The sequence below is a fragment of the Paractinoplanes abujensis genome (assembly GCF_014204895.1).
Taxonomy (GTDB): Bacteria; Actinomycetota; Actinomycetes; order Mycobacteriales; family Micromonosporaceae; genus Actinoplanes; species Actinoplanes abujensis.
On record NZ_JACHMF010000001.1, the window covers coordinates 2,879,663 to 2,895,063 of the forward strand.

Sequence of the window (15,401 nt, forward strand, 5' to 3'; positions counted from 1 at the left end):
CTCGCGGCCGCTCAGCCGTCACATTGAACCGCACCGGCCGGGTCAGCCGACACCCCGCCCTTTCGCCCGCTCACGACCGGGCCGCGGCGAGGAACAGCAGAAGTGAGCTGAGCAGCACGATCAGCGCGGTGGCGAAGTGGACGCCGAAAGCGGTGGCCCTGGAGCCGCCGTGGCGCAGCACGATCAGCATGTCACCCAAAGGAGCCACTGCCGCCGCGAGCATGAACCAGGCCCCACCCGGCAGGCCCGCCCCGACGAGCACGGCCAGGCCGACCAGGCCGAACGTGACGTCACGGTCGCCCTTGACCGTCAGATAGGCCCCGGCCGGGGACGGGACGCCGTAGCCCGCCGCGGCCTGCTGCGGGCTGAGCAGGAACCGGAAGCCGATGAAGAGGATGAAAAGGTTGAGCAGAACTGCGAGCCCGTAGGCGGCGACCGTGAGCATGACACATCCAATCTAGCGCTGCTAGGAATGTGTTCAATGCTAGCGCCTCCTCGCGCCGATATCTAGCGGCGCTAGCGATCGTTGTTCTCTCCGCGGAACGTCCGCCGGTAGGCGTCCGGGGGCACCCCGAGCGCGCGATGGAAGTGGCGGCGGAGGGTGGTCGCGGTGCCGAGGCCGGCGGCTGCGGCGATCGTGTCGACGCCGTCGTCGGTCGTTTCGAGCAGTTCCTGCGCACGGCGGATGCGCTGGGCCAGGAGCCACTGCAGCGGGGTGGTACCGGTCGCGGCGTGAAAGAGCCGGGTCAGCTGGCGGCTGCTCAGATGGGCCCGGCGGGCGAGGTCGTTCACGGTGAGCGGCTGGTCGAGGCGCCGCATCACCCACGGCAGCAGGGCGGCCAGGGGGTGGTCGTCGGCCGGGGGCACCGGGGTGGTGACGAACTGGGCCTGACCGCCGGCCCGATGGGGTGGCACGACCAGGCGGCGGGCGGCGAGGTTGGCGACAGCCGAGCCGTGGTCGCGGCGGATCAGGTGCAGACAGAGGTCCATCGCGGCCGACTTACCGGCCGACGTGAGCACCTGGCCGTTGTCGACATAGAGCACGTCGGGGTCGACCGTGATCCGGGGGTAGCGGGCCGCCAGCAGGCCGGTGTGGGCCCAGTGGGTGGTCGCGCGCAGGCCGTCCAGCAGGCCGGCGGCGGCGAGCACGAACACCCCGGTGCACAGCGAGACGATCCGCGCGCCCGCAGCGTGAGCCGCCCGCACCGCGCCGACCACATCGACCGGTGGGGGTCCGTCGACGTCGGCCAGGGCGGGCACGATCACCGTGCCGGCCCGGGTCAGCCGGTCCAGATCACCGTCCGGCTCGACCAGAAACCTTCCCACCCGTACGGGGCGGGAACCGCACACGGTGACGTCGTACCAGGGGCCGGGCACGCCGTCCGGGGCCGAGCCGAAGACCTCGTACGCCAGACCGAGCTCGAAGTGCAGCATCCCGTCGGTGGCGGCGAAAGCGACGGAATGCGGGGCAGCGGCCATGTCGGAAATTGTACGGGTGTTGTCGTTCCGGACGCTGTCAGTGGTCCGCCGGAGCGACCACGATCATGGACATGGCTGACATCGCGGTTTACGGCGCCTACGGGCACACCGGGCAGTTCGTGGTCACCGAGCTCCGGGAGCGCGGACACGTCCCGATCCCGCTCGGCCGGGACGAACGGAAGCTGCGAGCCCTGGGTCCCGAGGCACGGGCGGCGACGCTCGACGACCTCGACCGGGCGCTCGACGGGGCGGACGCGGTGATCAACACGGCCGGGCCGTTCGCGGTCACCGCCGGCCCGGTGATCGAGGCGGCCCTGCGGGCCCGGATCCCGTACGTGGACGTGGCGGCCGAGATCGAGGCCTGCACCGACACGTTCACGCGCTACGCCGGCGCGAGCACCGTGGTGGTGCCGGCCATGGCTTTCTTCGGCGGTCTGGGCGATCTGCTGGTCACCGCCGTGATGGACGAATGGACAGCCGCCGACGAGGTCCACATCGCGTACGGGTTGAGCAGTTGGCACCCGACCGCCGGCACGCTCGCCGCGGGCGCGGTCTCGGCGCAGCGGCGCGCGGGCCGGCGGGTTCGCTTCACCGGTGGCCGGCTGCGGTATCACGACGACGTGCAACCCACCCTGCAGTGGCCGTTCCCGGCCCCGCTGGGCCCCCGGACCGTGCTGGCCGAGTTCACCATGGCCGATGTCGTCACTGTCCCCAGCCACCTGGCCGTGCCGGAGGTCCGCACCTACATGACCTCCCGCGCGGCGAGCGACCTCGCCGCGGGCGGCGAGCGGGGCGGCGCCCCCGAGACGTTCGTCGTCGACGTGATCGTCCGCCGGGACGGCTCGGAACGCCGCATCACCGCCACCGGGCAGGACATCTACGCCGTCAGCGCACCGCTCGCGGTGGAGGCCGTCGACCGCGTTCTCACCGGCCGGGTCCGCGGCACCGGTGTGCTCTCGGCCGGCGCGGCGTTCGACGCTCCCGGCTTCCTCGAAGCGTTGTCAGGGCACCTGACGCTATGACTGCGCGGGGAACGTGGTGATGTCGTCCAGGCCCGCGATCGTCAGCACCGGCGCCAGCAGCTGATTGGAGAGCAGGCGCAGGTGATCGACGTGGGGGAAGAGGGCGGCCAGACCCGCGCTGTCGATGTACTCGACCGCGGTCAGGTCCACAGTGAACGGACCGTCGGCGTCGCGCCGGGTGTCGCTCAGGGCGGCCGCGAACGTGGCCGAGTTGCTCATGTCGATCTCACCGACGGCCGTGAGCACGACGGCGCCGTCCGGATCGCGGCCGGGGGTCAGGGTCAGCGGTGTGCTCATCGGGGAATCCTCGTTTGCAGGCCGACGATGGTGCCGGCGGCGCCGGTCGTCACGGTCACTTCGGTCATCATCGCCCGCATCAGCGTGAATCCCCGGCCTCGGTGCGGGTTGGCGTCGGGTTGCGGAGTCTTCCACAGGCCGCTGTCGGTGACGGTCAGGTGCAGGTCCTGGGCCGTGGCCGCGGCGCGCAGGCGGATCAGGCCGCCGGGCAGCTGGCGGTGCCCGTGCTCGATCGCGTTGGCGCACGCCTCGCCCACCGCGACCAGCACGTTCTGCGCGGTGGTGGGGTCGACGCCGCAGCGCGCCAGCCAGCCCCGCAGCATCGACCGTACGGGGGCCAGCCGGGTCGCCTCGGCCGGGAACTCGACCTCGAGCGGGCCGGGGTGGCGGTAGAGCAGCAGCGCCACGTCGTCGTCGTAGCCGGTCTCGGGGGCCATGCTGTCCATCACGACGGAGGCCAGGTCCTCCAGCGAGGCCGACCGGGCGTGCTGCACGGTGGCGACGGCCTTCTGGATGCCGGCGGTCAGCGGCTGCCGGCGGCGTTCGACCAGACCGTCGGTGTAGAGCAGCAGCGTGGCCCGGGCCGGCACCACGTAGCGGGCCTCGGGGCGGGCGGCCGCCGAGCGTACCCCCAGCGGTCGTGACCGGCCCTGATCGAGCAGGTCCGTCTCACCGCCGGAGCGGGTGACGACTGCCGGTGGGTGGCCCGCGCTGGCGTAGGTGAGTTCGCCCGACGCCGGGTCGAGCACCCCGCAGAAGACCGTCGCGCACATGGCGCCGGGCAGCTGGACCGCGAACCGGTCGAGCGCGGTCAGCGTCTGCGCGGGGTCGGTGTTCTGCAGCAGCAGGGCCCGGCAGGCGCTGCGCAGCTGGCCCATGACCGTGGCCGCCCGCAACCCGTGCCCGACGCAGTCGCCGACGACGATGCCGATGCGCCCGTCGGGCAGGGTGACGGTGTCGTACCAGTCGCCGCCGACCTTGAGGGGCCGGGTGGCGGGCGAGTAGCGGACGGCGAAGCCGGCCGGCAGCTGCGCCGGGCCGAGGATGGCCCGCTGCAGGGCCAGGGCGGTCTCGCGCTGCTGGTCGATCTGGTGGATGCGGTGCAGACCCTGACCCAGGTGACCGGCCAGCAACGACAGCAGTGTCTGGTCCTGCTCGGTGAACGGCCGCTTCTCGGCCAGTTCGAGCCAGAGCACCATCGCGCCGTCGGGGTGCTCGAGCGCGATCCCGACCCCACCGGCCGGCTCGGCGACCGGGGTGAGCAGCGGCTCGTCACGCAGCGAGGTCAGCGACCGGCGGCGGTTCTCGCTCAGCCCCTCCCAGCGGGCCGGGCCGTTGGTGGTGAGGACCGTGGGGTCGGCGCCGCCGTTGAAGACCGTCGCGAACACCCGCTTGGCCTGCCACAGCTCCTGCAGCGCGGGCAGCACACCGGTGAGCGCGGCCGACACGCTCTCGGCCTGGGACAACCGCACGCTCAGGGCGGCCACGGCGCTTTCCCGCTGCACGGCGTAGTGCTCGGCGGTGACGTCGCGGAACGTGCCCACGATGACCCGGCGGCCGGTGTCCGGGTCGGCGACCTGGTTGAACGACGCCGCCACCCACAGCCGGTGCCCGTCGCGGTGCTTGACCGGGATCGTGTACGTGCCGTGGGTCTGCTCGATGAGCTGCCCGAAGGCGTCGGTGACCTGCTGGAAGCCCTCGGGGTCGGACTCCTGGTCGGGCCACCACGGATGGACCGGCGCGTACGGGAGCCCTTCCGGGCCGTAGCCGATGACGTCGGTGAACGTCGAGTTGATCTCGATGACTGCGCCGTCCTCGTCGCAGACGAAGAACGCCTCCTGCAACGAGTCGATCAGCGCCGTGCGCCAGCGGGCGTGGTGGTTGCGCAGCCGGGACAGCTCCACGTTGGCGCGGACGCGGGCCAGCAGCTCGGCCGACGAGAACGGCTTGACCAGATAGTCGTCGGCGCCCGCCTCCAGGCCTTCGATCGACGCTTCCTGCCCGGCGCGCGCCGACAACAGCAGAACCGGAGTTCCCGCCGTACGGGAATCGGCGCGCAGGGCGGCGACCAGTTGGAGCCCGTCGAGCCGGGGCATCATCACGTCGCTGACGATCAGGTCGGGGTTGCGCACACGGGCCGCCTCGAGCGCGGCCTGCCCGTCGCCGACCGCCTGCACCCGGTGACCGGCCGAGCGCAGCAGCCGGGTCAGGTAGTCGCGCATGTCGGCGTTGTCGTCGGCCACCAGCACCGTGGCCGGCCGTCCCGGCGCCGGGTTCTCCGGGGTGCCGGGCGTCTCGGGGGCACCGGGCAACCAGCGCAGGGCCTCCTCGACGTACGGGTCGACGGCCGATGACACCGCGGCCTGGCGGCCCGCGGCGGTGACCGACTCCGGCGGCAGATGCTCGGCGCCGAACCGCAGCCGGATCGTGAACGTGGTGCCCCGGCCCGGGGTGCTGGCCGCCGTGATCGTGCCGCCGTGCAGCTCGACCAGCTCCTTGACGAGCGCGAGACCGATGCCGCTGCCCTCGTTGGAGCGCGACCGGGTGTTCTCGATGCGGTGGAAACGCTCGAACAGCTGCGGCAGCTCCTGCGCGGAGACGCCGACCCCGGTGTCGGTCACGGTGACCACGGCCGCGCCGGCCTCGGCCCGTACGGCCACCCGCACCCTGCCGGTGAAGGTGAACTTGAGGGCGTTGCTGAGCAGGTTGAGGACGACCTTCTCCCACATGCCGAGGTCGAGGAACACCGGCTCGGGCAGCGGCGGGCAGTCCACCTCGAACGTCAGCCCGGCCCGTTCGATCGCCGAGCGGAAGACGCTGGCCAGCTCGGCCGTGGTGGCCGCGAGATCGAGCGGGGCGAAGCTGGCCTGCATGCGACCGGCCTCGATGCGCGAGAAGTCGAGCAGCGTGTTGACCAGTTTGCCCAGCCGCAGCCCGTTGCGGTGGATGACGTCGAGGTCGGCCCGCACGCCGTCGCCGGCGAGGTCGGGCCGGCTGCGCAGGTCGTCGAGCGGGCCCATGATCAGGGTCAGCGGGGTGCGGAACTCGTGGCTGATGTTGGAGAAGAACACTGTCTTGGCGCTGTCCAGTTCGGCCAGTTCCTCGGCCCGGCGCTGCTGGGCCTGATAGCTGCGGGCACTGCCGATGCCCGCGGCGACGTGCCCGGCGACCAGCTCGACGAAGCCGCGGTAGCCGTCGTCGAGGGCGCGGAACCGGTTGAGGCCGGCCACCATGAACCCGTACGGGATGCCGCCCTGTTGCAGCAGCGGCACGAGCAGGGCCTGGGTGGGGGGTTCGTGCCAGTCGCCGGCCGGGAACTCGCCGTCCAGCTCGACCACTACCGGCTCGCCCGCCGCGACCGCCTCGGTGGGCCACCGCGCCGGGTCGGTGGCGGGGTGCCCGGCGTCGATGCCGGTGCTGGCGGCCAGCCGGGCCACGCCGTCGTCGAGCATGTAGGTGAGCGTGAACGGCAGGTCGTGGCGGTTGCGGGCGAGCTGGGTGCCGGCAAAGGCGAGCACCTGCTCCTCGGTGCGGATGACGGTGGGGTCGGAGCCGAGGTCGCGCAGCGTGGCCATGCGACGCTCACCGATGACCCGTACGGTGTCCTCGCTGACGACGCAGAGCATGCCCACGAGGGCGCCCTCGTCGTCGCGCAGCGGGCTGTAGGAGAAGGTGTGGTACGTCTCCTCGCGGTAACCGGAGCGTTCCAGGAACAGCAGCAGGCCCTGGTCCCACGTGGCGCGGCCGGTGTCGAGCACGCTGAGGATGCGCGGGCCGATGTCGTCCCAGATCTCGGCCCAGACCTCGCCGGCCGGGCGGCCCAGCGCCCACGGATATTTGCTGCCCAGCGTGTCGTCGCGGTAGGCCGCGTTGCAGAAGAACGTGAGCTCGGGGCCCCAGGCCATCCACATCGGGAACCGGGAGGACAGCAGGATGCTGACCGCGGTGCGCAGACTCTGCGGCCACTGAGCGGGCGGGCCGAGGGGCGTGCGCTCCCAATCCACCGCCGTCAGGTCGCGCCCGACGTCACCGCCTCCGGCGAACACCTCGGCGCCGGCGGCCGTCTCCTCCCCACCCATGGTGCGAGCTCTCCCGTTCCGTCCGACCGCTGACCAGGCCCGGCTCCCTGTCCCACCGCAGGATACTGAACACGCGGCGGTCCGACGTCCTCCGGGCGGGTGGCCCTATACCCGGATCTTGGCAAGCCATGCTTGTGTCCGGGCCACCGGGCCTGCCGTCCGGGGCCAGGACGATCAGGGCGACGCCGACGGCGATGACGGCGGTAGCGAGCAGAGTGCGGACGGTGAGCGGTTCGGCGAGGATCCACCAGCCCAGCAGGACAGCCACCACCGGGTTGACGAAGGCGTACGTCCCGGTGATGCGGGGCGGCGCGTGGTCGAGCAGCCAGGTGTAGGCGGTGTAGGCGATCAGGCTGCCGAAGACGACCAGATAGCCCACCGCGATCACCGACCGGCCGGTGACGTCGATGCGGGTCCACTCCCCCGTGACGCCGGACAGCACGACCAGGATCGCCCCCGCGCACAGCATCTCGACGGCGCTGGCCGCCAGGGCCGAGGCCGGTCGGGGCGCGTGCCCGGCGTAGACCGTGCCCAGGCCCCAGCACATCGCCCCGCCCAGGGCGACCGCGATCGCCACCGCGTCGCCGCCGCCCGACGGCCGGGCCAGCACCACCACACCGGCGAAACCCGCGGCCAGCCCCAGCGCGACCGGCCACCTGATCGGCTCGTGATCGGCCACCCGCCGGCCCAGGACGATCCACAGGGGAATGGTGGCCAGGAACAACGCCGTGATGCCGGAGGACAGCCACTGCTCGGCCCAGGCGGCGCCGCCCGTGCCCGCCGCGGGCAGCAGCAGGCCCTGGATCGCCCCGGCGCGCCACTGCGGCCGGGTCACCGGGGGCATCCGACGCCATCGGCAGTACGCGTAGAGCAGCGCGCCGGCGATCAGGAAGCGGATCGCGTTCATGGTCAGCGGGGGCAGTCCTTCGAGGCCCACTTTCTGCGCCAGATAGGTGGAGCCCCACACGACATAGACGATCAGCAGCGGCCCGAGAAACGTCACGATCTGGCCATACCCGCTCCGCGTTGGCAGTTCTGCCACTCCACCGGCATTTCGTGCCATGCTGGGGTCGTGACCGTCGAGGTGGCCGTCGTCGTGGCCGAGCCGGTGCCCGCGTTCGAGCTGGGCATCGCCAGCGAGGTGTTCGGCGTGCGCCGGGCCGACCCGGAGCTGCCCCGTTTCGGCTACGCGGTCTGCGCCGCCGAGCCGGGCCGGCCGTTGCGCACCTCGACCGGCTTCCACATGACACCGAGCGACGGCCTCGACCGGCTCGACCGGGCCGGCCTCATCATCGTCACCGGGTCGGCGCCACCGGTGCCGCCGCCCCCGGCCGAGCTGGTCGAAGGGCTGCGCCGGGCCGCCGCACGCGGGGCGTTCCTGGCCTCGCTCTGCACCGGCGTGTTCACCCTGGCCGCGGCCGGTCTGCTCGACGGCCGCACGGTGACCACCCACTGGGCGTACGCGGACGAGCTGGCCACCCGCTATCCGCAGCTCACCGTGGACGCGGACCGCATCTACACGGCCGACGACTCGATCGCCACCAGCGCCGGCGCCACCGCGGCGATCGACCTCTGCCTGCACCTGGTGCGCCGCGAGCACGGCGCCGACGTGGCCAACCGGGTCGCCCGCGAGATGGTGATGCCGGCCCACCGCAGCGGCGGCCAGGCCCAGTTCTCGCGGCAGCCGGTGACGCCGCGGCGCGACGGCGGGCTGGCCGAGCTGCTCGACTGGGCCGCCGACCACCTCGACCACGACCTGTCGGTACCGGCTCTGGCGACCCGGGCTGCGATGTCGGCCCGCTCGTTCGTCAGGCACTTCGCCGCGGCCACCGGCACCACCCCGGCCGCGTGGGTGCGGGCGGAACGGGTGCGCCAGGCCGAACGGCTGCTCGAACGCGACGGCGCGACGATCGCGACGGTGGCCCGGCGCTGCGGTTTCGGCAGCGCCGACACCCTGCGGCGGCAGTTCCGGCGGGTCCGCGGGGTGGGGCCGGAGACCTATCGGGCCGCGTTTCGCACCGGGGCGTAACGCAGGGTCAGCACGGCCGCGGCCAGCAGCAGAAGACCGAGGACGGCAGGCCAGCGGGCCAGCTCGATCAGCAGCTGGGCCGAGTAGGGCAGGTCCGGCTCGGTCACGCTGAACAGCTTCAGGCCCGTCTGCGCCAGCAACGGCAGCAGCAGTGCGGCGCCGACCACGGCGGTCTCGCGGATGACCGTACGGGAACGCGGGGTTCTCCGCCGGGACGAGCGCCACGCCGCCAGGGTGAGCCAGGCGCCGAGCGCGGCCCCGGCCAGGCCGCCCAGGACGGTGAGCGCGGTGACCCACCAGGCGTCCTGCTTGACCACATTGGTGAAGTCGCGGTAAACGAGCAGCCGGACATCGCCCTTGGTGGCCTCGAAGTCGTACATGTCGGGCGGCCCGTCGGCGGTGTGCCAGCCCGCGGCGTCGGCCCGGGCCCGGGCGGCGGCCACGTCGGCGGTCGCGGGCGGGGCCGGGCCGACCATGGGGGCGCGGGTCTCGCGAGCCATCATGAAACGCAACCAGGCTGCCTGGTCGACGCGGAACGGGTCCTCCTCGACGGCGAGCGCCTGCCCCGGATAGACGACCGCGGCCGCCGCGCGGGGATCGGGGTCGGCTTGCCGGGTCTCGGCGCCGGTATGGGCGAGCAGGGCGCCCGGCAGTCCGAACAGGACGGCACCCAGCAGGGCCAGGAAGTATTTCACGCGGACACCTCCACACCGGCGGGGCGGCCGGCCGCAGCGACGGCAATCAGCTTCATGCGGACACCTCCACGCGGGCAGGACGGCCGGCCACGGCGGCGGTGATGAGCGAGACGGCGAAGAGCAGGAAGCCGAGGAGGCCGCAGCCGAACCCGTACGTGAGGGAGAGCGACCAGAACGGCGCGACCGGTGGCCCGCCGGCGAACGGTTCGAGAGCCATGCCGGTCAGGCCGAGCAGGGCCTGCGGCAGCAGCAGGACGAGCGCCAGCACGGCGGGTTCGCGGGTCAGCGAGCGGACGGTGCCGCGGGCATCCTGGGTGCGGCGCGAGGCCCAGCCGGTGATCAGCCAGCCGGCCAGGCCGAAGACCAGCAGGCCGGGCAGGGCGGCGGCGGTGACCCAGCCGGGGGTGAGCCGGTCGAGTTCGGCGGTGGCGTAGAAGGAGCCGGCGGGGGTGTCGACGACGTCGGTCTGGGCCTGGACGCTCAGGGCCAGCCCGCCACGGGTGGCCGAGAACGCGCGGCCGCTGTCGTCGATCTCGCCGGTGGCGATCCACGTGGCCCCGGTGACCTCGGCCTCGCCGACCTGCCAGCCCTGGGCGACCAGGCGCCGCTGGGTCTCGGCGGTCCAGGCCGGGTAGTCGCCCTTGACGAAGGAGCCCTCGGGGGCGATCAAGATGGTGGAGAAGCCGAAGTCCTCGTCGTGGCCGAACAGGAGAACCTCCGCGTACGACCGGCCCAGGGGGTCGTGGAACAGCCCCTCGCCGGTGCGTTCGGAGCTCGGGTGGAGCCCCGGGAACAGCGACTCCTCGATCGCCTCGAGGCGGGCGCCGCCCGGGTAGGCGGACGCGAACTCCCACGCGATGCGGGACGCCACGGCCGCGCCCACGAAACCGGTGATCAGCGCGACCAGGGTGGCCACGACGACCACGCCGCGACCGGCCGGGCGGCCCAGGCGGGCCCGCAGGCCGTGCCGCAGCAGGTTGAGCGCCTCGCGGGCCGTCGGCCGGGCGCGGCCCGCCTCGGCGAAGGTGTCGAGCAGCTCGCCGCGGCGCCGGCCGGGCGGATAGGCCCGCACGAGCAGGCGGTAGCCCCGGCTCATGCCGTCGCCGGCCGGGTGGCGAGCTGGGTCGAGGCCGTCCGCACGTTGCGCTGCAGGCGGGCCGTCTCGGCCTCCAGCGCGGCCACCCCGCCCTCGGTCAGGCAGTAGTAACGGCGATCGCGGCCGCCGACCTTCTCGTCGTGGTCGACCGCGACGAGGCCCTCGGCGTGCAGCCGGTCGAGCGCGGCGTAGAGCGTGCCCGCCTGCAGGGTGACCTGACCCTCGGAGAGAGCGGCGACCTCCTGGATGATGCCGTAACCGTGCCGGGCCTGCTTGACCAGCGCGGTCAGGATCCAGAAGGTCGGCTCCCGCATCGCCTTCGCTTTCGCCATGCGAGGCAATATAAAGATGATCTGAGTATGCGTCAATCGACGCGGGTGGTTCCCATGGTCGCGTAGACGTCGGGCCGGCGGGCGCGCGTCCACAGGCCGAGCCCCACCGCGACGGCGATGACCACGAGGTGGATCCACGGCAGCGAATTGATCACCGTCGAGGTCGTGCCGGTGATGGCCTCGTAGTTCGAGAGGGCCAGCCCGGTGGCGCTGCCGACGCCGAGGGTGGCCAGCGCGGGGGCGACCGTGTACCGCCAGCCGTACTGCCGGCGGCGCAGGAAGAAGACGAACACGGCGAGCGACGTGACGGTGATCAGGGTGAGGATGCCGACGGCCCCGACACCGGTCAGCGACGTCGACAGGTTGGTCAGCGGGTCCAGCCCGGCCACGGCGAACCCGAGCATCACCAGCGTCATCACGCCGAAGCTGGTCAGGCCGGCCACGGTCGGCGACCTGAAGCGCGGGTGGGTGCGGGTCAGCGGGCCGGGCATGAAGCCGTCGCGGGCCAAGGCGTACAGGTAGCGCGAAGCCGCGTTGTGGAACGCCAGCACACCGGCGAAGGCGCTGGTCACGATCAGGACCTGGAGCAGATCGGTCCACAGCGGCCCGACGAAGTCGGTGCTCAGGGTGAACGCGTAGGTGCCGGGGTCGGCGGCCACCTGCTCGACGGTGCCGCCGGCGATCAAGGCCCACGACGTGAGCACGAAGAACAAGCCGACGCAGAGCACCGCACCGTAGGTGGCCCGGGGCACCGTACGGTCGGGGTCGCGGGCCTCCTCGGCGTAGATCGCGGTGCCCTCGAACCCCTGGAAGCACGAGAAGCCGTAGATGAGCGCGACGCCGAGCGAGCCGGTGGTGAGCACGCTCGACGGCGCGAACGCGTCGAGGGTGAAGGCGCCGGCACCCTGACGGATCAGGATGGCCACGTCGAGCACGAGGACGGCGGCACCCTCGGCGACGAGGGCGGCCCCGAGCACCCCGGCCGCCACGGTGATCCGGAAGTAGCCGAGCAGCCCGATGACCACCATGGCGATCAGGCAGCACAGCCACCACGGCACGTCGATGCCGAAGAATTGATCGAGGGTGAGGTTGGCGAAGAACCCGAGCGCGCCCAGGGTGGCGGTGCCGACGCAGAGGTAGGCGGTCAGGGCCACGTACGCGGCGGGCAGGCCGGCCAGGCGGCCGAGGCCCTTGGTGATGAAGGCGTAGAAGGCGCCGGCGTTGCGCACGTACGGGACCATGCGCGTGAACCCGACCGCGAACAGCAGCAGAATCAGCGCGACGATGACGAAGACGCCGGGGGTGCCGACGCCGACGCCGAGCGCGATCGACAGGGGGATGAGCGCGACGGCGCCGGCGGCCGGGGCCACCGCTGCCATCACCATGAAGACGAGGTGGCCGGCGCCGAGGGTGCCGCCGGCCAGACCCTCGTTCTGCGCGCCGGGAGTATGCGTGGTGGTCGCCATGCGGTCACCGTGGCAGACGGGTTGAGCTGGGCCGATGGGCCGGTCCGGTGAGTGGTCCGGAAATCAGGGCCAGGACGATCTGCCCGACGGCGAGCGCCGGCATCAGGGCACTGTGACTCGCATGGCTCCCGTTGTGCAGCAGGAGCATGAGGCAGCTCAGGGCGATCATCGTCGCGCGCTCCCCGGGTGCGGTGCGGCCACGCCAGCCGTCCCGGGAGCAGACCGCGCAGACGATCGAGACCGCCAGCATCGGGGCCGCCGCTGCGCCCGCCGTCGCGACCAGGGCGACGTGCACGATGAGGCAGGCCGCCGCCAGTGCGGCGGCGGCCCGCGCGATCAGTGACAATGCGTCGCCGCCGAGGGCGCGGAGGCGGGCACGTCGAGGGCCGGGTTCTTGTCGAAGAAGTTGACCGGCAGCAGGTGGAAGCCCGCCTTCTCGACTGGCATGACCGGCCAGTCCTCCGCCCGCGGGATGTGGGTGACGCCCAGCGTGTGCCACAGCACCACGTCCGTGTCCTCGGTCGGCCGATCCGCGGCGGTCCAGCGGGGCAGGCCGTCGCCGGAGCGGCTCTGGTTGGGGTACTCCCCCGCCGAGCGCATCTCGTCCTGCCGGTACGGCGTGACCCACATGTTGCGGGTGGCGAAGCCGGCCCGCTGCGCGATCAGCGACGGCGGCTGGGCCAGCATGGTGGCCGAGGTCCAGCCGGGCAGAAACTTGTAGCCGACCGGCACCCCCCACGCGTTGGTCTTGCCGCGGTTGACCACGGTCCAGTTGCGCGAGCTCTGCGTGTTGGTGACCCAGTCGCCCGCGTTCTCCCGGTCGATCACGGTCTTCCGCACGCCGATGGCGTTGCCCTGCGGGTTCTCCGGGCCCACCGGCACGGCGTACGCGTCGTTCTGCACCACCGTGTTCTGCCAGCCGTCGACCTCCATGTCGAGGCGGAACGAGAACAGGTGCTGGTGGTAGGTTCCGACCAGGTCGGTGCTGATCGGGGTACCGTGCGGAGCCGGCCGGCCGGCCTCGACCGCGCGGGTCTGCACGATGCCGAGCAGCTTGATCTCCATCTGGATCGACGCGTCCTGGTAGAAGTACCAGAAGAAGCCGTAGTGGTAGTTGCCGACGGTGGCGATGAAGCTGACCACCAGCCGGCGCGAGCGGCGCACGTCGACCCGGCCGGTGACCCAGTCGGTGTGCTTCCAGAGGATCCCGTCGTCCTCCTCGTGGATGCAGATCGCGTTCTCGATGGTGGCCGGCTCGCCGTCCTCGCCCGCCAGCACAGCGTCCATGTAGACGATCTCGCCGAGGCAGTCGCAGCCCAGCCGCAGCGAGTTGGCCAGCTTGCCCAGCCCGAACTCGCCGACGTCGAAGGCGCTGCGCCAGAAATGCTCCGGGGACGGATCCCCGTACGGGACCACCATCTCGGACAGTGAGCCGCGGTGCATGACCGAGCGGTAGTCCTCGCCGTCCTGGTACTCCACGGCGTGCAGCACCAGGCCCTCGAGCGGGTGCATGCCGATCCGGAAGCGCCATTTCTGCCACGTCAGTTCGGGTCCGTCGAGCGTGAAGCCGACCCCCTCGGGCTGTGTGATCTCCAGCGGCGCGACGTCGGTACGCATGGGCTGATTGGCGTCGGCGGTGTAGTTGCACAGGTCGGGGTTCATCGGCCGCACCCCGAAGTCGTGCACGTCGACGACCTCGCCGCTGGTCAGGTCGACGATCGCGATGACGCCCTCGATCGGGTGGGCGTAGCCGTTGTCGTCGGGGAACTCCCGGTAGTAGGACACCGAGCCGCACATGCGCCGGCCGTCGACCGGCACGTCGGCCATGTTGCCCACGCCCCACGGGTCGATCTGCACCTTGCGCAGGTCGGTGATGCCCCGCTTGGCCAGCGCCTCGACATAGCGCGGGTCCTGCTTGATCAGAGTCGGCGCCAGCTCGAACTCTTCGAGCAGCACGGGGGCCGAGCCGTCGGTGATCTCGATCGAGGTGACCAGCTTGTTCGCCTCGAGATCAACAACGACGTCGTACGTCCGGGCGGTGTCGCGGTCGAGGATCATGGCCCGGGCCCGGCGGGTGACCGTCTCGCCGGCGCGCAGCGCGTACTTGTCCGGCTCGTGGGTGAACACGGCACTGAAGCCCGGACGGTCGCCGCCGATCCTCTCACTCCGGATCACCGCGGCGACCCGGCGGATCTCGTCCGCGGTCAGGGAGTCGAACAAAGGGTTGCGCATGGGGTGAGGTCCTTTCTTTTCGCAGACCTCAGCGAAACATGCTTTTCGTAAGAGATTCCGGGTTTCGGTCCGCTCAGTGGGCCGGTTTCCAAAGGGTCAGCACCTCGCGCAGCCGTAAAAGCGTTTCCTCCGTACGGGCGGCCGAGGAGTGAACGAGATGCTGCAGCACGAGCCCGTCGAGCGCGGCGAAGACGAGCGCGGCCCGGGAGTCGCCGGGGTCGTCGATGCCGAGGGCGGACAGGGTGGCCGCGACCTGGGCGACGTAGTGCTCGTAAAGCTGCGCCACCGGTGCCATCTCCCCGTCGCCGCGGGCCGCGCGCAGCAGGAAGTCGTACTGCAGCAGCTGCCGGTCACGGGCCTCGGTGATCAGGTGGACGAGGTTCGACCCGAACTCCTCCACCGTGCCCGCCCGCAGCTTGGCCTCGGCCGCGTCCCGGCGGGCGGCGCGCTCGAAAGCCTCGGTGAGCAGCGCCTCGCGGGTGCCGAAGTAGAAGCGCACGAGGCTGTGCGAGGTGCCGGCGAGCGCCGCCACCGACCGGTAGGTGACCTTGTCGTGGCCCTCGGCGCCGGCGATGTGGATGGCCGCGTCGAGCAGGCGATCGCGTACGGGAGCGCTCATTGCACAGAATTTACAGCGCGGTCTGGACTTGTCACGTCCGGCGGCCACAGAATGT

14 protein-coding genes are annotated in these 15,401 nt (G+C 72.1%); 2 read left to right on the forward strand and 12 right to left on the reverse strand.

Annotated elements, in window-relative coordinates:
* Positions 1–70 precede the first annotated feature (70 nt).
* Positions 71–445 carry a DUF4267 domain-containing protein gene (locus BKA14_RS12975; RefSeq protein ID WP_184951179.1) on the reverse strand — a complete coding sequence of 125 codons (375 nt, stop codon included), beginning with the start codon at positions 443–445 and terminating at the stop codon, positions 71–73.
* A gap of 71 nt (positions 446–516) precedes the next feature.
* The gene (locus tag BKA14_RS12980; RefSeq protein ID WP_184951180.1) at positions 517–1,479 is read right to left on the reverse strand and encodes a helix-turn-helix domain-containing protein; all 963 of its coding nucleotides are present in this window, start codon (positions 1,477–1,479) and stop codon (positions 517–519) included.
* A 71-nt stretch (positions 1,480–1,550) separates the two neighbouring features.
* Between BKA14_RS12980 and BKA14_RS12985 the strand changes: the two genes are divergently transcribed.
* On the forward strand, positions 1,551–2,501 hold the full coding sequence (locus BKA14_RS12985; RefSeq protein WP_203722772.1) for a saccharopine dehydrogenase NADP-binding domain-containing protein: 951 nt from the start codon (positions 1,551–1,553) through the stop codon (positions 2,499–2,501).
* Here the strand turns inward: BKA14_RS12985 and BKA14_RS12990 are convergent.
* Genes BKA14_RS12990 through BKA14_RS13000 form a run of 3 tightly spaced genes read right to left on the reverse strand, consistent with a single transcriptional unit; the run spans position 2,496 to position 7,880 of the window.
* Entirely contained in the window at positions 2,496–2,798 is a 303-nt protein-coding gene (locus BKA14_RS12990; RefSeq protein WP_184951182.1) for an STAS domain-containing protein, read from the reverse strand. The genes BKA14_RS12985 and BKA14_RS12990 overlap by 6 nt on opposite strands.
* Positions 2,795–6,877: a SpoIIE family protein phosphatase gene (locus BKA14_RS12995; protein ID WP_184951183.1), complete on the reverse strand. Its 4,083-nt coding sequence runs from the start codon at positions 6,875–6,877 to the stop codon at positions 2,795–2,797. Before BKA14_RS12995 ends, BKA14_RS12990 begins: the two co-directional genes overlap by 4 nt.
* Complete coding sequence (locus BKA14_RS13000) at positions 6,825–7,880, reverse strand: EamA family transporter (protein WP_184951184.1); 1,056 nt, start codon at positions 7,878–7,880, stop codon at positions 6,825–6,827. Before BKA14_RS13000 ends, BKA14_RS12995 begins: the two co-directional genes overlap by 53 nt.
* A gap of 69 nt (positions 7,881–7,949) precedes the next feature.
* On the opposite strand from BKA14_RS13000, the gene BKA14_RS13005 reads away from it, so the two are divergent.
* Positions 7,950–8,906 carry a helix-turn-helix domain-containing protein gene (locus BKA14_RS13005; RefSeq protein ID WP_184951185.1) on the forward strand — a complete coding sequence of 319 codons (957 nt, stop codon included), beginning with the start codon at positions 7,950–7,952 and terminating at the stop codon, positions 8,904–8,906.
* Here the strand turns inward: BKA14_RS13005 and BKA14_RS13010 are convergent.
* From BKA14_RS13010 to BKA14_RS13040, 7 genes are all read right to left on the reverse strand, one after another.
* Positions 8,876–9,601 (reverse strand): hypothetical protein, encoded by a 726-nt coding sequence (locus BKA14_RS13010; protein WP_184951186.1) that lies wholly within the window; start codon positions 9,599–9,601, stop codon positions 8,876–8,878. The two genes, BKA14_RS13005 and BKA14_RS13010, sit on opposite strands and share 31 nt — an antisense overlap.
* Positions 9,602–9,653: 52 nt before the next feature.
* The gene (locus BKA14_RS13015; protein WP_184951187.1) at positions 9,654–10,697 is read right to left on the reverse strand and encodes a hypothetical protein; all 1,044 of its coding nucleotides are present in this window, start codon (positions 10,695–10,697) and stop codon (positions 9,654–9,656) included.
* Positions 10,694–11,029, reverse strand: coding sequence for a PadR family transcriptional regulator (locus tag BKA14_RS13020; RefSeq protein ID WP_239093543.1), 336 nt, complete (start codon positions 11,027–11,029; stop codon positions 10,694–10,696). Before BKA14_RS13020 ends, BKA14_RS13015 begins: the two co-directional genes overlap by 4 nt.
* 32 nt (positions 11,030–11,061) lie before the next feature.
* Entirely contained in the window at positions 11,062–12,495 is a 1,434-nt protein-coding gene (locus tag BKA14_RS13025) for an APC family permease (protein WP_184951188.1), read from the reverse strand.
* 4 nt (positions 12,496–12,499) lie between these two features.
* Positions 12,500–12,841 carry a hypothetical protein gene (locus BKA14_RS13030; RefSeq protein WP_184951189.1) on the reverse strand — a complete coding sequence of 114 codons (342 nt, stop codon included), beginning with the start codon at positions 12,839–12,841 and terminating at the stop codon, positions 12,500–12,502.
* Complete coding sequence (locus BKA14_RS13035; protein ID WP_184951190.1) at positions 12,832–14,727, reverse strand: primary-amine oxidase; 1,896 nt, start codon at positions 14,725–14,727, stop codon at positions 12,832–12,834. The genes BKA14_RS13030 and BKA14_RS13035 overlap by 10 nt, the downstream gene beginning before the upstream one ends.
* A gap of 73 nt (positions 14,728–14,800) precedes the next feature.
* Positions 14,801–15,346: a TetR/AcrR family transcriptional regulator gene (locus BKA14_RS13040; RefSeq protein ID WP_184951191.1), complete on the reverse strand. Its 546-nt coding sequence runs from the start codon at positions 15,344–15,346 to the stop codon at positions 14,801–14,803.
* Between the last annotated feature and the right edge of the window lie 55 nt (positions 15,347–15,401).

What these genes read in the sequence shown, in the direction of transcription:
- BKA14_RS12990 (WP_184951182.1), bottom strand. Translation starts at nt 2,798, where the DNA reads ATGAGCACACCGCTGACCCTGACCCCCGGCCGCGATCCGGACGGCGCC.
- BKA14_RS13025 (WP_184951188.1), bottom strand. Translation starts at nt 12,495, where the DNA reads ATGGCGACCACCACGCATACTCCCGGCGCGCAGAACGAGGGTCTGGCC.
- BKA14_RS12980 (WP_184951180.1), bottom strand. Translation starts at nt 1,479, where the DNA reads ATGGCCGCTGCCCCGCATTCCGTCGCTTTCGCCGCCACCGACGGGATG.
- BKA14_RS12995 (WP_184951183.1), bottom strand. Translation starts at nt 6,877, where the DNA reads ATGGGTGGGGAGGAGACGGCCGCCGGCGCCGAGGTGTTCGCCGGAGGC.
- BKA14_RS13035 (WP_184951190.1), bottom strand. Translation starts at nt 14,727, where the DNA reads ATGCGCAACCCTTTGTTCGACTCCCTGACCGCGGACGAGATCCGCCGG.
- BKA14_RS13015 (WP_184951187.1), bottom strand. Translation starts at nt 10,697, where the DNA reads ATGAGCCGGGGCTACCGCCTGCTCGTGCGGGCCTATCCGCCCGGCCGG.
- BKA14_RS12975 (WP_184951179.1), bottom strand. Translation starts at nt 445, where the DNA reads ATGCTCACGGTCGCCGCCTACGGGCTCGCAGTTCTGCTCAACCTTTTC.
- BKA14_RS13040 (WP_184951191.1), bottom strand. Translation starts at nt 15,346, where the DNA reads ATGAGCGCTCCCGTACGCGATCGCCTGCTCGACGCGGCCATCCACATC.
- BKA14_RS13020 (WP_239093543.1), bottom strand. Translation starts at nt 11,029, where the DNA reads ATGGCGAAAGCGAAGGCGATGCGGGAGCCGACCTTCTGGATCCTGACC.
- BKA14_RS12985 (WP_203722772.1), top strand. Translation starts at nt 1,551, where the DNA reads ATGGCTGACATCGCGGTTTACGGCGCCTACGGGCACACCGGGCAGTTC.